Annotated in this window: 15 protein-coding genes; 11 read left to right on the top strand and 4 right to left on the bottom strand. The window is 41.1% G+C overall.

Annotated features, from left to right (window positions below):
• Positions 1–400: 400 nt before the first annotated feature.
• From FC98_RS12750 to FC98_RS14775, 3 genes are all read right to left on the bottom strand, one after another.
• On the bottom strand, positions 401–1012 hold the full coding sequence (locus FC98_RS12750) for an anthranilate synthase component II (RefSeq protein WP_008856391.1): 612 nt from the start codon (positions 1010–1012) through the stop codon (positions 401–403).
• Entirely contained in the window at positions 996–2474 is a 1479-nt protein-coding gene (locus FC98_RS12745; protein ID WP_008856392.1) for an anthranilate synthase component I family protein, read from the bottom strand. The genes FC98_RS12750 and FC98_RS12745 overlap by 17 nt, the downstream gene beginning before the upstream one ends.
• 309 nt (positions 2475–2783) lie before the next feature.
• Positions 2784–2930 (bottom strand): hypothetical protein, encoded by a 147-nt coding sequence (locus FC98_RS14775; protein WP_156637319.1) that lies wholly within the window; start codon positions 2928–2930, stop codon positions 2784–2786.
• 968 nt (positions 2931–3898) lie between these two features.
• Between FC98_RS14775 and aroF the strand changes: the two genes are divergently transcribed.
• Positions 3899–4915, top strand: coding sequence for a 3-deoxy-7-phosphoheptulonate synthase (gene aroF, locus FC98_RS12735; protein ID WP_056949673.1), 1017 nt, complete (start codon positions 3899–3901; stop codon positions 4913–4915).
• On the top strand, positions 4912–5991 hold the full coding sequence (aroB, locus tag FC98_RS12730; protein WP_008856395.1) for a 3-dehydroquinate synthase: 1080 nt from the start codon (positions 4912–4914) through the stop codon (positions 5989–5991). Before aroF ends, aroB begins: the two co-directional genes overlap by 4 nt.
• 156 nt (positions 5992–6147) lie before the next feature.
• Here aroB and mazE read toward each other — a convergent pair whose 3' ends face one another.
• Positions 6148–6372, bottom strand: coding sequence for a type II toxin-antitoxin system PemI/MazE family antitoxin (gene mazE / locus FC98_RS12725; RefSeq protein ID WP_008856396.1), 225 nt, complete (start codon positions 6370–6372; stop codon positions 6148–6150).
• Between the two features lie 324 nt (positions 6373–6696).
• Here mazE and FC98_RS12720 point away from each other — a divergent pair, with 324 nt between their 5' ends.
• The 9 genes from FC98_RS12720 (at position 6697) to rihA (ending at position 16171) form a co-directional block, all read left to right on the top strand.
• On the top strand, positions 6697–8355 hold the full coding sequence (locus FC98_RS12720) for a peptide ABC transporter substrate-binding protein (RefSeq protein WP_054655998.1): 1659 nt from the start codon (positions 6697–6699) through the stop codon (positions 8353–8355).
• A gap of 361 nt (positions 8356–8716) precedes the next feature.
• On the top strand, positions 8717–9823 hold the full coding sequence (locus FC98_RS12715; RefSeq protein ID WP_235803638.1) for a PfkB family carbohydrate kinase: 1107 nt from the start codon (positions 8717–8719) through the stop codon (positions 9821–9823).
• 284 nt (positions 9824–10107) lie between these two features.
• On the top strand, positions 10108–11061 hold the full coding sequence (locus FC98_RS12710) for a PfkB family carbohydrate kinase (protein ID WP_056949672.1): 954 nt from the start codon (positions 10108–10110) through the stop codon (positions 11059–11061).
• 24 nt (positions 11062–11085) lie between these two features.
• Positions 11086–11778 carry a phosphoribosylanthranilate isomerase gene (locus FC98_RS12705; RefSeq protein ID WP_008856400.1) on the top strand — a complete coding sequence of 231 codons (693 nt, stop codon included), beginning with the start codon at positions 11086–11088 and terminating at the stop codon, positions 11776–11778.
• A complete protein-coding gene (locus FC98_RS12700) occupies positions 11779–12432 on the top strand; it encodes a YczE/YyaS/YitT family protein (protein ID WP_008856401.1) in 654 nt (217 codons plus the stop codon).
• A 1-nt stretch (position 12433) separates the two neighbouring features.
• A complete protein-coding gene (locus FC98_RS12695) occupies positions 12434–13594 on the top strand; it encodes an iron-containing alcohol dehydrogenase (RefSeq protein ID WP_235803637.1) in 1161 nt (386 codons plus the stop codon).
• Positions 13595–13616: 22 nt separating this feature from the next.
• Positions 13617–14801: a NupC/NupG family nucleoside CNT transporter gene (locus FC98_RS12690; protein WP_054655996.1), complete on the top strand. Its 1185-nt coding sequence runs from the start codon at positions 13617–13619 to the stop codon at positions 14799–14801.
• Between the two features lie 31 nt (positions 14802–14832).
• Positions 14833–15219 carry a hypothetical protein gene (locus tag FC98_RS15225; protein ID WP_008856405.1) on the top strand — a complete coding sequence of 129 codons (387 nt, stop codon included), beginning with the start codon at positions 14833–14835 and terminating at the stop codon, positions 15217–15219.
• Between the two features lie 16 nt (positions 15220–15235).
• Positions 15236–16171, top strand: a complete 936-nt coding sequence (rihA, locus tag FC98_RS12680; protein ID WP_169788697.1) for a pyrimidine-specific ribonucleoside hydrolase RihA — start codon at positions 15236–15238, stop codon at positions 16169–16171.
• The last annotated feature ends 556 nt before the right edge of the window (positions 16172–16727 follow it).

The following is a 16727-nucleotide window of genomic DNA, read 5'->3' as shown; positions in this document are numbered from 1 at the left end:
GTAAGTCCGCGGTGTTCCTAGAAGCTCGTTATTTTAGTGACAAGTAGTTCACCCAACTAAAAGTGGCATTTGGCTAGTCGACGCAATGCCCGCAAAATACCTCAAGGTGATATCGCACTGAGGACCCAATTTATTTTTGGAGGAAAAGGCATGGCAGATCAATCAGAAGCACCCAAAAAGGTTACTAAAATTCCGAGATCAGTTCAGGGAAACTGTCCCAAGTGTCACCGGCCGATGCAGATCAGCTACGGTTTAAACCGATGCCCATCGTGTGGCTTTATTTTTAAATCGAATTTTAAGGTGCAATGATTTAAAAATTAGGCTAGGGACATCACAAAACAACCGTCCAATTAGAGCGTGTAAGGCTATTGGACGGTTGTTTTGTGATGTCACGCTTATTTTATGATGTTTTGACCACCAATCGTTGATGTTTCTGAACAATTGCTAAAAAATTCCTCACGATCTGCTTACCAACTACTAGGTCGGTCATGATTGATTCAGGGTGAAACTGGACGCCATACACTTGGTTCGCTTTATCGGCAATCGCCATAATCTCACCGTCAGTCGTTTTAGCCGTGACCTGCAGGGGAGTTGGAACCGTTTTGGGGTCAACGATTAGTGAGTGGTATCTGGCGGCTTCAAACGTTTTGGGGCAGTTGGTAAATAATCCAGTTGCCTCTGTAATCTTGACTTGGGACGGCTTGCCATGCATCAGTTTAGGCGCATGCACAACTTTAGCACCGTATGCCTCAGCAATTGCCTGGTGACCCAAACAGACGCCTAAGATCGGGACCTTACCAATAAATGCTTTGAGGATTGATGGCATATTGCCGGCATCCTCTGGCCGTCCGGGTCCCGGTGATAGGATGATGCTTTCAGGATGAAGTGCCTGTAATTCGGTGGCAGTGACCGCATCCTTTTTAAGGACGGTAATCGGTTCATCCGTTAAGCTACCGATGAGTTGGTATAAATTGTAGGTAAAGCTATCATAATTATCAATGAGATAGTGCATCGAGAATCACGCCTTTCGTTGCAGTTTCCTTTAGTGCGTTTACAACCGCGCTAGCTTTATTGTTAAATTCCTGATATTCATATTTAGCAACGCTGTCGGCAACGATCCCCGCCCCAGAATGAACGACCAGCGTTTTACCCTTACGGTAAGCAAGCCGGATGCCAATACAGAGATCTAGGTCCCCATCAAAGCCCAAATAGCCCAGGCAGCCGCCGTAGACACCCCGCTTACGGTTTTCCAGTTGGCCAATCAGCTGCATCGCTGAAATTTTTGGAGCGCCTGATAATGTGCCAGCTGGTAAGACAGCGTTGATAATATCCATAGCGGAAGTGTTCTTTTTAACGGTACTCTCAACAGTTGACCCCATGTGCATGACGTTGGCAAATTTTAAGAGTCTACGATAAGCGGTTACCTGAACACTGCCAAATTGGCTCACGGCTCCCAGATCGTTTCGCCCCAGGTCAATTAACATGTTGTGCTCTGACAACTCTTTTGGGCTGTGCTGAAGTTCGGATGCCAACTGATCGTCTTCTGCCTTGTCACGTCCCCGCCGTCTAGTTCCGGCCAGCGGATACGTGAACAGGGTTTGTCCCCGTTTGGTAATGAGGGTTTCGGGGGAGGCCCCAATTGTTTCAAAATCATTGTGGCGGAAATAGAATTGATAAGGCGAGGGACTTTCCCGAAAGAGGGTAGGCGCCGCGGCAAATAATGATCCGCGCATTTGAGCCTGCTGGGGATTGGAAAGGATTAACTGGAAGATGTCACCATCAACGATGTGCTGCTTGGTTTGCGCTACCTTTTCAGTAAATTCTTGTAAGGAAAATTGCAATTGCAGTGGGGTCATTGAAAATGGTGGTAACAGTTTTTCACCAGTCACTGCTAACAGTTGATTTTGTAGGTTAGTAAGGTCTGCTATAACTGAGTGATACAAATTCGTAAGTTGATTGGCGTTTACGATTTTGCTAAGGGTTACCGTTTTGGTGGTGTGATTATAAGCAATCACTTCGTCTACCAGTAATAAGTCAGCATCATTTAGACCCATTGGATCCTGAACGGTTGGTAATTGGGCGGTTGTGGCATATTTTTCGTAGTCATAACTAAAATAGCCGGCCAGCCCACCTAAAAATGGGGGCAGGTTTGGGATATGGGGCGTTCGATTTTCTCGTAGCACGGCTTCAATCACCGGTTTTAAAGCAACCGCTTTTTCAAAAGTTTCACCAGTTCGGTTAGTAACTTTGAGCTTGCCGTTCCGGTAGGTGAACGATTTGGTGGGATTGATACCAATAAAACTGTAGCCATCCTCATCTTTCTTTGGTTTTCCTGTTAAAAGAAAGCAAGGAGATTCCGGGTGATCTAAAGCTTGGGTAATCGCAATGGGATCGAACGATTTGAGTTGAAACTGACGGGTAATGGGAACCGCTGGGTAGTTAGCTGCGTAAGTTTGTAATTGTTTGATGTTCATATGATGACCTCCAATTTAGTTTGAGTTAGTTAACTAGATTGGGATTGCCATCGTTTGATTTCCTTCAAATGCATGGTGTAAGACCTCCGAGTTGATTAATTTTGGTTGAGGCGGAATGGTTCTGTAACTTCAAAAGTTGTATCTCTGTCGTTTGATAATGTTCATAAAAAAAAGCCGTCCTTAACAAATCATTTATTGATTTGTTAAGGACGGAGAATACCGCGGTGCCACCTTAATTTAGGGTTACTAACGAGACTTAATTGAGTTTAAAAACGTCCTCAATAGTTAGTCGTTCTCATAACCGGACTCTTAGCGAAGTGCGAACACACTCCCGGCATCTGACGTCAGCCTGAACGTTTCTTCGTACTCGGTAACTTTCGGAAGAACCCTCCGTGGTCCATTTAACTGCCTGCGTTCGACCGCACTCCCAGCAACGGTGGCTCTCTTAACGAGCATAACAATCTTGATCTCCACATCAACGGTTTTGTAGGACGGATATTTAATTGTTATTAGGTTACGGCGATTATGAGAATCTGTCAAGAAAAATGAGAGTGCGCGTAGCAAAGCGGTTAGAAGTCGGAGCCTAAGTTGCATCACGCAGAAATTCCTGGGCCTGGAATTTTTGCGTGATGTAGCTTAGGTGCAGACTTCTGCTTTGCGGAGCGGTCCTAATCCATGTAGCCAGAGAAATTTGGTTACAGTAGCTTAGGTGCAGCTTTCTGCTTTGCGGAGCGGTCCTAATCTATGAAGCCCAAGAGATGAGATCCAAATATATGAGAAATACATTCCCGGGCTTGAAATTTTTGTTAGAGGTGCTTACGCGCAGATCCCTGCTTTGCGGAGCGATCCTAGTCCATGTGAAATAGGATGACGGTTAGGCTATCAAAAATCAGCTTATTCTTAGGATCTTTTAATAGTAATGCTTTATGTGCAATCCTCATCTTTACGCAGCAATCCTAATCCCAGTGACCAGCGAAATGAATAGGATTCAAAAATCCTTTGACCATTGCATAAATGCAGGCTCTTACTACGTGGGGAGTGCTTAAGACAAGTACATAGATTTCGCTTATTTCAAACTTAAGGGTTGACAGAACCTAAAAATTATCATATGATAACTGCAATTAAAATTTAACTTTATTAGGAGATTCTAATTATGCGGAAAACAAATCAAAAAATTAATCGATTTTATTACTATTGGCCATTGTAGTGTTCACACCGTGCAGGTTGTGGGCACATCCTACAACCTGTGCGACCAATAGTATTTCAGCATGATCAGGTCGGTCACACAGTAAATTTTCAAAATACTGCGGGACCAATTTTTTACCCTTAAACCAGGAAACTCCCGTGGTGTTCTAGATATAGACGCTGCGGGAGTTTTATTTTACAAAAAATGTCAATAAGCCAAAAGAAATGGAGATCATATTATGATTATTATCGTTAAAGCAGGTCATGAAAGCATTGTTGATGAAATTAAGAGTCGGTTCAACGGGACTAACGAAGTCTTCGTTCATCATAACCGGGTTGCCATTCAAGGGATTAGCGAGAAAGACTTAAACTCAGTAGAAAAAGGGGCCATCGATTTGATTATTGATAATGTCCCAGCCGCAGTTCAGGGAAGTCGTTTATTTCATCCCGAAGATACGATTGTCACCACGGCGCACAGCAAAATTGGTGGTGATCACTTCACCATGATGGCTGGGCCGTGCTCCGTTGAGTCCGCTGAACACGTGATGAAGATGGCGAGAGTAGCGAAGAGTGGTGGCGCAACGATTCTCCGGGGCGGTGCCTTCAAGCCACGAACATCGCCATACTCTTTCCAAGGACTGGGCGAAGATGGATTGAAATTTCTACGGGCGGCCGCTGATGCGAATGATATGGACGTTTTAACCGAGGTAATGGATCAAGACCACGTTGACATGATTGCCAAGTACACCGATATTTTCCAAATTGGTGCCAGAAATATGCAGAATTTCTCACTTTTAAAGGCCGTTGGTAAAACGAATATTCCAGTGATGCTAAAGCGCGGGATGTCAGCAACCATCGATGATATTTTAAATGCCGCTGAATACATCGCTGCCGGTGGGAATCATCAGATTATCATTACCGAGCGGGGCATTCGAACGTTTGACAATAAATACACCCGAAACACGTTGGACCTTGGAGCCGTGCCAGTACTACAAAAGTTGACCCATTACCCAGTGATTGTTGACCCCAGTCACGCGGCTGGCCATACTGAATTTGTCACGCCAGAAGCATTGGCTGGCGTTGCGGTGGGTGCTAGCGGGTTAGTGGTTGAAATTCATGACGACCCAGCTCACGCATTCTCTGATGGCGCTCAAGCACTGAAACCAGACGAGTACCGTGAAATGGCGGCTAAAGCCTTTGCGATTCGTAAAACTCTAGCGACCCCGATTAAAGAAAAAAGTGAGGTTAAATTATGAAAATAATCGAAGTGAACTTACCGGATCACAGCTACAACGTTGAAATCGAAGCGGGCATCCTAAACTGTACTGGCCAACTAGTTTCAAGCGTTTGGTCCAAACGAAAAATTGCCTTGGTGAGTGATAGTAACGTTGCCCCTTTATATCAAGACAAGGTGGCTGATGCGTTAACGGCGGTGGGCTTTGCCGTCCATAATTACCAATTTCCAGCGGGTGAGGCCTCAAAATCGTTAACTGTGCTTGGCGATTTGACCCGCCAAATGGCCGCTGACGGGTTCAATCGTGATGATGGTGTTATTGCGTTAGGTGGTGGGGTTACTGGTGATTTGGCTGGATTCTTAGCTGCAACTTACATGCGTGGTATTAGCTTGATCCAAATTCCAACGTCATTACTCGCTCAAGTTGATAGTTCAGTTGGTGGGAAGACTGCTGTAGATTTGGATAACACTAAGAACATCATCGGCGTGTTCTACCAACCGGATTTGGTGATCATTGACCCCAATACACTGCGAACTTTAGAAACCCGTGATTTGGTTGAAGGATACGGTGAAATTGTGAAGGTTGCGGCGTTATCTGACGGTGATCTTTGGAAATTGGTTCAGTCAATTAATTCACCAACAGATATTTTGGCGAATGCCCAAGCGTTAAGTATCCATTCCATTCAATACAAAGCTAACGTGGTGATGGGAGATGAAAAGGAGGGTGGCTTGCGACAGCTGCTGAACTTTGGTCATACAATTGGTCATGCGGTTGAAGCCCTGGCTGATGGTGATTTGCGTCATGGTGAAGCCGTTAGTATTGGGATGGTGGCAATTACCCGAATCTTTGAAGAGAAGGGATTATCACAAGTGGGCTTAACCCAGACACTGATTGATCGATTAGAAGCGGTTGGCTTACCGACAACCTCACTTTTATTAGAATCCTCAGAAGTCTTTGATAAAATTAAAAATGATAAGAAGAATCGTGAGGGTCATCTAAATCTGATCTACGTTCATCAAATTGGCGGTCCTGCAATTAAATCGATTCCAAGTGAAGAGATTGAAACTTTTTTGGATATTAAGGTGGTTAATGTTTAGATGTTTCATGTGAAACATTAAAGCAGGAGTAACAAAAGATTATTGCTCACAATCTTTTGTTACTTCTGCTTTTTATGCTGATAACTGTTAATTAAACGCGCGTAAATTCCGATTTCTAATTATTTTGCTAACCACTGCTATAGATTATTGAATACATTAAAGCTCCTCATGGCCCGTGGTTTTGTCAGAGTCCAAAATATCATCCTTAACTCGCAAGTCTTGGTTTGAATATTTGGGATCTTCATAGATGTTTGGCGTCTTGGGAACATATGTGATGCTACCGTCCTCAGCTTGCGTACTCATGAATTCAGCTCCTTCGGTTACTTGAAACTGTTTTGGAATACTTAATACTAAGGTGTTACCCTGCTTTCGTGCCTTCATTTTAAACAGCTCCTCTTTTTGATTACATAGTATTATTTAGGTATTACTAATACAAACAGAACGCTCAAAACTCCTTCGGTTACTAATCCCGTTCTCACTTTCAGATGTATATTATAAGTTCAATTAATTTCAAAACTAGCTAGCTAAGTGGTCTTGCCATCGTAGACACTTCTTTTCGCCTAATAGTTGAAGAGCCCATAAAAGACTCATCTAATTTTAATATTATTAAAATTAGTATTGACACCTTCGCCAGATGCCATTATTCTTAAAATATTAAATTAAGCGAATTTTTATACAATGAGGGAACCTCGTGGAGGGTTAATAATGAAAAAAGCTGGATACTTTGTCGGCAGCTGTCTTGCCATTATTCTATTGTTATCAGGGTGTGGAAAGAAACAATCGGCTGAAAATTCAGGGAATTTGAAGGCCAATATGGCAACTAAGCAAGTGGTTAATTGGTCAGAGACCGAAGACTTAACGACGTTGGATCCTTCCAAGCTAACCCAGCCAATTGATATTACGATGGTTGGTAATACTAACGAAGGATTATATCGACTTGGCAATCATCATAAATTATTACCGGGAATTGCCACTAAAATGACTGAATCACGTGACGGGAAGGTCTACACATTTAACCTTCGCAAGAACGCAAAGTGGAGTAATGGTGATGCCGTTGTTGCTCATGATTTTGAGTACAGCTGGAAGCGAACGATTAATCCCAAGACGGTCTCACAGTATGGGTATATTTTTGATGGCATCAAAAATGCGAACAAGATTCAGGCTCGTAAAGCCAAACCAAGTACCTTGGGGGTAAAAGCAATTGGTAAATACAAGCTTCAAGTAACGTTAGAACGGCCAATTCCCTACTTTAAGCTATTAATGGCTTTCCCACTATTCTTCCCCCAGAACCAAAAGGCCGTTGAAAAATACGGAAAGGCTTACGGAACCTCCTCAGCCAAAATGGTCTACAATGGGCCGTTTAAGATGAACGGCTGGACTGGTACTAATGAAAAGTGGACGTTGACTGCCAATAAGAATTATTGGGATAAGAAGCACGTCTATCTTGAGAAAATTAACGATCAAGTTGTTAAGGATCCATCAACGATGTACAACATGTATCAGGGAAATCAGTTGGATGTGGCCACCTTATCCGGGACTCAAGTTAAGAATGAATTGAATAATAAGGACATGCACGTATTGAAGGATTCTCGGATCTTTTATTTAGAGTTCAATCAACGTACCCGGCCGGCGTTCAAAAATAAGGCGTTACGACAAGCCTTTTCCTATGCGATGGATCGTCAATCGTTGACTAAAAACGTGTTAGCTGATGGTTCTGTTCCGGCACAAGGGTTTGTGACCCAGGGATTAGCAAGCAATCCAAAGACCGGTGAAGATTTTACCAAAGAGGCTAAACAGGGAAACGTTGGCCTGGAATATAACCCGACAAAAGCTAAGGCAGCCTATAAGCAAGCGTTAAAAGAGCTTCATAAGAAGTCGCTTCAGTTGGAGGTGCTTTGTGGCGATAGCACGGCGGCTAAACATTCGGCAGCTTACGTCCAAGGACAACTTGAGAAGATTTTGCCAAACCTCAAGATTAGTATTGCGTCCGTACCACTAAAATCACTCATTCAGCGGCAAACCCACCATCAATTTGACTTTTTCGTTTCAAATTGGGGAGCTGATTATTCTGATCCCTATACGTTCCTACAGGTTTTGCAATCAAACAATACCTTTAATGAAGGTGGTTGGACGAATAAGAATTATGACAAACTCGTTCAAAAATCAGCTTCAACGGATGCCACTAATCCGCAAAAACGCTGGCAAGATATGATTGATGCATCTAGAGTGATTATGTCCGACCAAGGTGTTGCACCATTGTACCAGGCAACGATTTCTCAAATGAGAAAGGCGAAGATTAAGGGAATAATCTATAATAGTGCTGGCCTGTCCTTTAATTTGAAGGGGATGTATGTGGCGAAGTAGGAGCAATATGAATTTAGTTTAAGTGATAGTCAACGACTGATTATTTTTGAGAAAGATCAAAGAGAATAACAGTGAAAAGTCCTTGCGGTCAAAGTGCGAGGACTTTTTTTGTGGTCTCCCAAATTACCACCCGACATATTTTAAAATAGGTCGTATGGCAATTCGGTGAAAGGGTAATCGTCCTTATCAAGTAGATGTCGTAGTAGTGTTGGAATTGATTAAGAGAGCAACATAAATCCACATCAGGACTATTAAATTGTTATAATTTACCTGTTCATAAAGAAGCAACTTTAATTTTGAAATAGTAACGAATAGAGTTGATTCCAATCGGAATAAAAAAATATTAGTTGGTGGCTGAATGATGGATAAGAATAATCAAATTACTGAGCGGGAACAACAAATATTAGAATGGATCCGGCAAAATCCGATGATAAGCCAAAATGATCTAGCAAAATTAGCTGGCATTTCGCGTTCTGGTATTGCTGCCCATATTTCTAATTTAACTAAAAAGGGGTATTTACGGGGAAAGGGATATATTGTTGCCCCAGAGAAACATGTAACCGTTATTGGTGGGGTTAACATGGATATTTATGGAATTGCAGAAGCAACCTTTACGACAAAGACTTCCAATCCAGGGCATGTATATCACGCAATTGGTGGCTTGGGTAGAAATATATCGTTAAATCTTCGTAAACTTGGTGTATTCAACTATTTTATTTCAGTTTACGGCGATGATCTGGGTGGTGAACAATTCAAAGTCGATGCAAATAATAATGATATGGATATAACATATTCCAAGCAGTTAATTAATCAAAAGACGTCTAGTTATATTTATTTAAATCAAGCCACCGGCGAACGATTTGTAGGGCTCGATGATATGGGGATAAATGACTATCTGACCCCAGAGTTTTTGCAGCCTCGATTGGACGTTATTCATAATTCGACTTGTGTTGTAATCGATAGTAATTTGCCCGAAGAAACAATTCAATGGATTTGTAACAATTTCAATGGACCAATATTTGCGAAAGCAGTTTCCTTAGTGAAGACTAAACGACTCATATCAAGCTTATCAAAATTAAATACACTGGTTATTAATGGCGTTGAAGCACCTGTGCTAACAGGAATTACCCCAAATGATAAGGAGACGTCAATAAGTTGCGCAATGACACTCAATAATTTAGGTGTAGAAAATGTTTTCTTATACGTTGATGAGGTTGGGATGCTCTATCAAAGTAAAAGTGAACGTGTTTTTTACCCCGTTAATTCAGTTGGGGTTAAGAATACAAATGGTGATGGCGCAGCTGCTACATCAGGATTGGTTAGGGCATTTTTGAATAACGCTTCATTTAAAGATAGCGCTCGTTTTGCTAACGCAGCAGCACATATTACTTCTGAGACGGTTCAGGCAGTAAATGATGATATGAATTATCTGCTATTGAAAAGGGTTGTTAAAAAATATTTTAATTAAAGAAGTATTGAATCGAGGACTACATTGAGATGTGGTCTTTTTTGGGATGAGGAATTATTTTAAGCTTAATCATTAAAGTAAAGTGATTGGGTCACTTCAGAGTGATAGGTCAAAGTAGTCTTTAAACTATTTTGGGTTATCACTTTTTTCGTAATAGGTGGCTTGTTAAAAAATTAACTTTTTATTGACAGCGCTTTCAAAATGTTGTATCTTTATGGCAACAAATGTTTATCAACATAAACATTTGTTTAAAAGCTGCTCATTAAACCTTTGGAGGTAGCGTTATGATAAGCCCAAAATATTTAACTACAGATTATGTTGTTGTTATCGGCGGAATGAACATGGATATTTATGGGATGCCAAGTGAGAAAGTTATCAACCGTGATTCTAACATTGGAACTGTTGGCATGACTGTTGGTGGCGTTGGTCAAAATATTGCTCAAAATTTAGCACACTTAGATGTCCCAACGTATCTAATCACCGTTTATGGTGATGACTATAACGGCAGACTATTAGAAGAATCATGTCAGCGTAATAACATTCACCTGGATTATGCTGCCCAGCTAAAGGGTGAGCGCTCATCAACCTACATGTATATTACCGATGAGCATGGAGACATGCTAGTTGGTGTTAATGATATGGGAATCTGTGAATACATTTCACCATCATTTTTGAAAAAACGATTGGATTTCATTAATAATGCCAAGGTATGTTTAGTTGACGCTAATTTAAATAAACAGACAATTGATTGGATTGGTCAAAATGTTACCGCACCGATTTTTGGTGATACCGTTTCTTGCGCTAAGGCTCGTCACTTTGAAGGCATTTTAGATAAGATGACTACCTTAAAGCCAAATGCGTTAGAAGCATCCTTATTAACTGGTATTGATATTAATGACGAACATTCAGCAAAACAGGCTGCCCAGTCATTGCTTAATAAAGGAATAAAGAATGTGTTTATTTCACTAGGCGCTGATGGGATTCTATGTGCAAACAATCAAAAGATGCTGATCATTCACCCCTTTAAGACCAATATTGTGAATGCAAATGGTGCGGGTGATTGTGGCATGGCAGCAATTACTTGGAGTTATTTTGATAATCCAAATAGGCAACTTGGCGAAATTGGCAGGATCGCTCAAGCTGCTTCGAGCATTGCTTTAGAAAGTACAAAGTCAGTTCCAGATATTACTGTTAATCAGATTTATGCAAAGTTGGAAAGCATGTCAGTTGCTCTTTAATTAAATTAGGAGGAGATACAAATAATGATTAAGCAATTATATTCTTTAATTCAGTTCGATGAAGCGGTTAAGACGATGGAAGCCGGAGCAGATAATATTGGTCTGGTTCCAATGCAAAATGGTGGCGTTCCAGCTCATCGGGTTCCTTTAGAAAGAGTTTATAAGATTCATGATGAAGCTAAGAAACGGGGGGTAAAACTAGTTGCAATTATGCTTACCAATGACCCTGAAGAAATGCTTCAACTTGCTGAAAAGGTTCAACCGGAAATTCTTCACGTTGCTGGGGATGGGTATGCGGCAACTCCTGAATTTGCAAAACGCTTAAAAGAAGTGGCCCCAGATACAGCATTGATGCAGGCAGTTCTTGTAGATAACGAAACGGCAATTGATCGGGCGAAGAAGTTTGCGCCATTTGTTGATTATATCTTATTAGACTCAGGGTTAGCACCAGACACTGGAATTGGTGCAAGTGGCAAAACCCATGATTGGAATATTGACGCTAAAATTGTTGAGTCTGTTGATGTACCAGTTATTGAAGCGGGCGGTCTGGGACCAGACAACGTTGCTGATGCAATTAAGAAGATTAAGCCTTATGGAGTGGATTCACTCACTAAAACCAGTATCAAATATGAAGGTGGCAATATGGAGAAAGATATTGAAAAAGTCCGCTTATTCTGTGAACGAGCAGATGAGGCGGCAAAGGAAATTGGTCTTTAATTGATCGCAAATAAAACGGACGCTCTTAAAAGCCGATTAAGCATTAAGAAAGTCACTTTGGCAATGCTTGGGATTTTCTTAGTATGTATCGGGGTTGCTTTTAATAATAATACGGGCTTAGGAAATGATCCGGTTGGGATAATCTACGATGGCTTACGAGTGGCTTTTAGCATCCCAATTGTTCAACTGGGATTTGTTTCAAACTTTTTGAATATTGGCTTAATTATCATCCTGATGCTGATTGGCCGCCATTATGTCAATATCGGGACCTTAATGTATTTAATCCCATATGGACTATTCATTACGATTGGATCACATCTTTACCCGATGATTTTTACTGACACATCCTTAATTACTCGATGTCTTGGAGGTGCCACCGGAATTAGCCTCTATTACATTGGGATCAGTATGTTTGTAGCTGCTGATATTGGCGTAGATCCATTTAATGGTTTTATGTTAACAATTAGGGATCGTACTGGTTGGAGTGTTCGAAGAAGTAAAGTGACGTTTGATTTGGCATTATTGACAACGGGATTTCTCCTGGGTGGGAAATTTGGTGCCATAACGATTATAACGGCTTTAACCACGGGGCCAACGATTCAGGCCTTGGGTGGTTGGATTCAAAAGCATGTATTTAATGAAAGGAAGGGATAATTTGGTAAACTTTAAATTTTTACAGAAGGTAAAGGTGGTAAGTACGAACCACTTAGACCAAACTTTACTAAATATTCTTCAAACAGAAGGTTATAAAAGACCACTGTTTATCATGGATAGCTTTTTAACTAAAGTTCAGGTGGTGATCGATACTCAAGAAAAGTTAAAGCAGCAAGGAATTGACTTTGCGGTTTTTGATAAAGTCGTATCCGATCCACCAACAGAAATTGTTGATGCTGGGGTTGCGGCATTTAACCAACATCAAGCTGATAGCATTATTGCAATTGGCGGTGGTAGTTCCATTGATGTTGCGCGGGGAGTAAACATTGTTCGAATTAATGGTGGAAAGATTGCTGATTATGAAGGTAATAACCGAGCAATTAAGCCTTGCCCGGGTCTGATTGCAGTCCCAACCACTTCTGGAACAGGCAGTGAGATGTCAAACGCATTAGTTGTTACTGATAAGAGTTCACAAAAGAAATTAGCAATTTTAGCTGATAATGCTGTTAGTGAATATGCGGTGTTGAATCCAGATTTAGTCTTATCACTCCCAAAGAAGATGACAATTGCTACTGGATTAGATGCATTTTCTCACGCGGCCGAAGGATATCTTTCGAAGTTGGCATCACCGATTACGGATGCAGTTTGCGAGAAGATCATGTTTCTTCTTTACAATTATTTGCCACGAGCAGTTGAAGATGGTAGTGATCGGGAGGCTCGAGAACGCGTCATGGTTGCAGCAGCACTTTCAGGGTGGATGTTAAATAATGCTGGCACCAATATCGGTCATTCAAGTGCCCATATTCTGGGGTCAAAATATCATATTGTCCATGGTGAAGCGGTTGCGTATGCGTTGCCAGGGGTTCTTAAATTAGTTGGGCCGATTTTACCAAAGAAAGTTCGTGAAATTGGTCAGATTATTGGTGCTCAATATCCAGAAGATGCGCCGGAGAGCCAAACGACGGATATCGCCATTCATACGTACAAAGATTTTCGAGATAATATCCTCGGGCTACACCCATTCTCTGATTATAAGATTCAACAAGACGATGTTGTCTCAAACGCTGATGATGTTTTGCACGAACAATTTGCTGGGAATACACCAGGTAACTTGAATCTCGAAAAAGTAACATCATTCTTGAATGAGTTTGGAAAACAATAGGCCAAGATAGGGGCGAAAAACTATGAATTTTGTATTTCTACTGACCGGTATACTATTAGTGTTTGGTATTGGGTGGTTAATTAGTAGTGATCGTAAACATATTCGATTTATTTCGATTGCTAAATTATTTGCACTACAAATTATCATTTCGTTTATTTGTTTAAATACTTCTGGTGGCATTAACACATTAAAGAAAATTTCTGCTTTCTTCAACTGGTTAATGCTCCAAGCCGCTGGTGGTGTTGACTTTGTTTTTGGCGGATTAATGATTAAACCAGGGGGATCTGTATTCTTCCTAAACGTTTTAATGCCAATCGTCTTCATTTCTGCATTGGTTGGTATTTTGAATTATATTAAGGTTTTGCCATTCATTATTAAATGGACAGGTTGGGCATTAAATAAAGTTTCTGGAATGGGCGAATTGGAAAGTTACTTTGCCGTTTCAACAGCTATTCTTGGCCAACCAGAAGTCTTTCTGACAATTAAAGAACAAATTCCAAAGTTAACTGAACAGCGTCTTTATACGATCTGTGCATCAGCAATGAGTGCAGTTTCTGCCGCAATGTTAGCTTCATACATGAAGATGGTTCCGGGAAAGTTCGTTGTTGTTGCTGTATTCTTGAATATTCTTTCAGCATTAATCATTTCTTGTATTGTGAACCCTTACGTTCCTGAAAAAGATGATGAGTTAGTAAAAATATCTAAGGGTAACGATGAACCATTCTTCCAAGTTTTGGGAAATTACATTGTTGATGGGTTCCAACTCGCAATTACCGTTGGTGCGATGTTAATTGGTTTCGTTGCTTTGGTTACCTTCCTTAACAATACATTCTTAGCTATTATTCATGTGAGTTTTACAGATTTAATTGGTTATGTGTTTGCACCAATTGCTTACTTGATGGGAGTCCCAATGCATGATGTTGTTAAAGTAGGTAGTTTAATGGCGACGAAGCTAATTACTAATGAGTTTGTTGCGATGGGAACCTTGCATGGTGTTGCCGCCACGTTAAGCGCTAAAGCTAATGCGATTATTTCAGCATATCTGGTATCATTTGCTAACTTTGGAACAATTGGGATCATTACTGGTTCAATTAAATCAATCAGTGGCCAGCAAGGTGCATACGTTGCTAAATTCTCAATGAAGTTGTTGGTTGGGGCAACATTGGCTTCAGTTCTCACTGGAACAATTGTAGGTGTTTACTTCTAAAGCTATTGATTAAAAAGTAAGGGGTTTCAAAATGAAATTTAGTAAACAAGGAATGACACTAACCATATTTTTAGTTATGGGGCTGTTCGCTATCACTAATTCAATGACGTATATGATGCAATCTGCTAGCCCTAATATGGGTAACCTTACGAGGTCAATCATTTTTGCACTAGTTCTTTATGGCTGGGCACTTGTAAGACTGCTTTCAGGTAAACGATTTGCGATACCATTCATGGATTTCATCAATGTAGTATATGGAATGGGATTTGTCAGTAACATTGCAATTGCAGCCACAAAGTTATCTGGAACCGGGGCCCTAGTAGTAATTGCATTGAGTATCGTTGGTATTGGGACAACTATTTTTGCTTCATTTTTTGCTCGTAAGTTTCGTTCCCAAGCTCAAACACTAGTAGATTAAAAATAGAAAGGAAATTATAATGACAAAGATTATTTTAGACTGTGATCCAGGCCACGACGATGCCTTAGCAATGATGCTGGCGATTGTTTCGCCCAAGATTGACTTAGCGGCAGTTACCACTTCGGCAGGTAACCAAACCCCTGAGAAAACGTTGAATAACGCAATGCGGATGTTGACCTTGATGAAACATGAGGAGATCCCGGTGGCCAGTGGCAACAAGACGCCACTGTTGCGGCCGCTTCGAACTGCCGGAAACGTTCACGGCAAATCCGGCCTAGATGGTGCTGAGTTGCCTGATCCTGATTTTGAGCCCCAAAAGATGCCGGCAATTGAATTGATGGCGAAAACCATCCGAGAATCTGATGAGAAGATTACTTTGGTGGTGACGGGACCAATGACGAATGCTGCCCTATTCCTACGGGTTTATCCGGAACTAATGGCTAAAATTGAGCGAATTGTCTTTATGGGTGGCGCAATGGGACTTGGAAACTGGACGCCTTCGGTTGAATTTAATATCTTCGTTGATCCGGAAGCGGCTAAGATTGTGCTAAATTCGGGGATTCCCCTCACAATGGCGCCATTGAACGTTACCCACAAAGCCCAGATTCTTAAGAGTGAAATTACAAAGATTAACGACATCAAGAATCCGGTTGCCCATGCTTTCTATGGGTTGCTCGAATTCTTCGAACGCTACCACGAGGCACCAAAATGGGGCTTTAAGGGGGCGCCACTACATGATCCTTGTACCATTGCTTGGTTAATTGACCCAGCGATGTTTGAAAGTAAACTCATGAACGTCGATGTTGAAAATCAAGGTGATTTAACGGATGGCGAGACTGTTTGTGATTACTATGAATTGACAGATAAGCCTAAAAATACGGATGTTTTACTGAATATTGACCGGGAGAAATTTATTCAGTTGATTATGGATTCGTTAGCAACGTTTAATTAGTTTAATTGGAAAAATAAACATCCCCATTTGATGCCACGTTTTATAGTGTGACTAAATGGGGATGTTTTGTTTAGTTGCTAATGATTTTACTATTTCGGGAAACCGACTAATTCACTGCGTTAAACCGAATACGATAAATAAGGTGGTTATAAATTGATTAAATCGAGGAATTGATTAAAGGTTCTGGATGTGGTTTATTATAGGTGATCCAAAAATAACTAAGGTGATCAGGGCTTATTAAGGGCTTTCTAATTTGATGGATAGCCATGCTGATTTAGGACAGCTCCTCCAGGCAGAAACCTACACGTAAGCACCTTGGAGAAAAATTCCAAGCCCGGGAATTTCTCTCCAAGGAGACTTACGCTCCGGTTTCTAACCGCCTGGATTTGCTCACTTTTTAGGACAGCTGTGCAGAGCAGAAACTTCCATATAAGCAACACAACCAAAAACTCCAAGCCCAGGAGTTTCTGATTGTGGAGACTTATATTCCAGTTTCTAAGCGCTCTGCTCCGCTCACTTTTATAAGACAGCTGCGCAAAGCAGAAATCTGCGCGTA

The organism is Lentilactobacillus kisonensis DSM 19906 = JCM 15041 (assembly GCF_001434135.1).
Taxonomy (GTDB): Bacteria; Bacillota; Bacilli; order Lactobacillales; family Lactobacillaceae; genus Lentilactobacillus; species Lentilactobacillus kisonensis.
This window is presented reverse-complemented; position numbering and strand designations above follow the sequence as displayed.

Bases quoted from the DNA above. Each gene is read 5' to 3' on its own strand.
- FC98_RS12750 (WP_008856391.1), bottom strand. From the start codon at position 1,012: ATGCACTATCTCATTGATAATTATGATAGCTTTACCTACAATTTATAC.
- FC98_RS12745 (WP_008856392.1), bottom strand. From the start codon at position 2,474: ATGAACATCAAACAATTACAAACTTACGCAGCTAACTACCCAGCGGTT.
- FC98_RS14775 (WP_156637319.1), bottom strand. From the start codon at position 2,930: ATGCTCGTTAAGAGAGCCACCGTTGCTGGGAGTGCGGTCGAACGCAGG.
- aroF (WP_056949673.1), top strand. From the start codon at position 3,899: ATGATTATTATCGTTAAAGCAGGTCATGAAAGCATTGTTGATGAAATT.
- aroB (WP_008856395.1), top strand. From the start codon at position 4,912: ATGAAAATAATCGAAGTGAACTTACCGGATCACAGCTACAACGTTGAA.
- mazE (WP_008856396.1), bottom strand. From the start codon at position 6,372: ATGAAGGCACGAAAGCAGGGTAACACCTTAGTATTAAGTATTCCAAAA.
- FC98_RS12720 (WP_054655998.1), top strand. From the start codon at position 6,697: ATGAAAAAAGCTGGATACTTTGTCGGCAGCTGTCTTGCCATTATTCTA.
- FC98_RS12715 (WP_235803638.1), top strand. From the start codon at position 8,717: ATGGATAAGAATAATCAAATTACTGAGCGGGAACAACAAATATTAGAA.
- FC98_RS12710 (WP_056949672.1), top strand. From the start codon at position 10,108: ATGATAAGCCCAAAATATTTAACTACAGATTATGTTGTTGTTATCGGC.
- FC98_RS12705 (WP_008856400.1), top strand. From the start codon at position 11,086: ATGATTAAGCAATTATATTCTTTAATTCAGTTCGATGAAGCGGTTAAG.
- FC98_RS12690 (WP_054655996.1), top strand. From the start codon at position 13,617: ATGAATTTTGTATTTCTACTGACCGGTATACTATTAGTGTTTGGTATT.
- FC98_RS15225 (WP_008856405.1), top strand. From the start codon at position 14,833: ATGAAATTTAGTAAACAAGGAATGACACTAACCATATTTTTAGTTATG.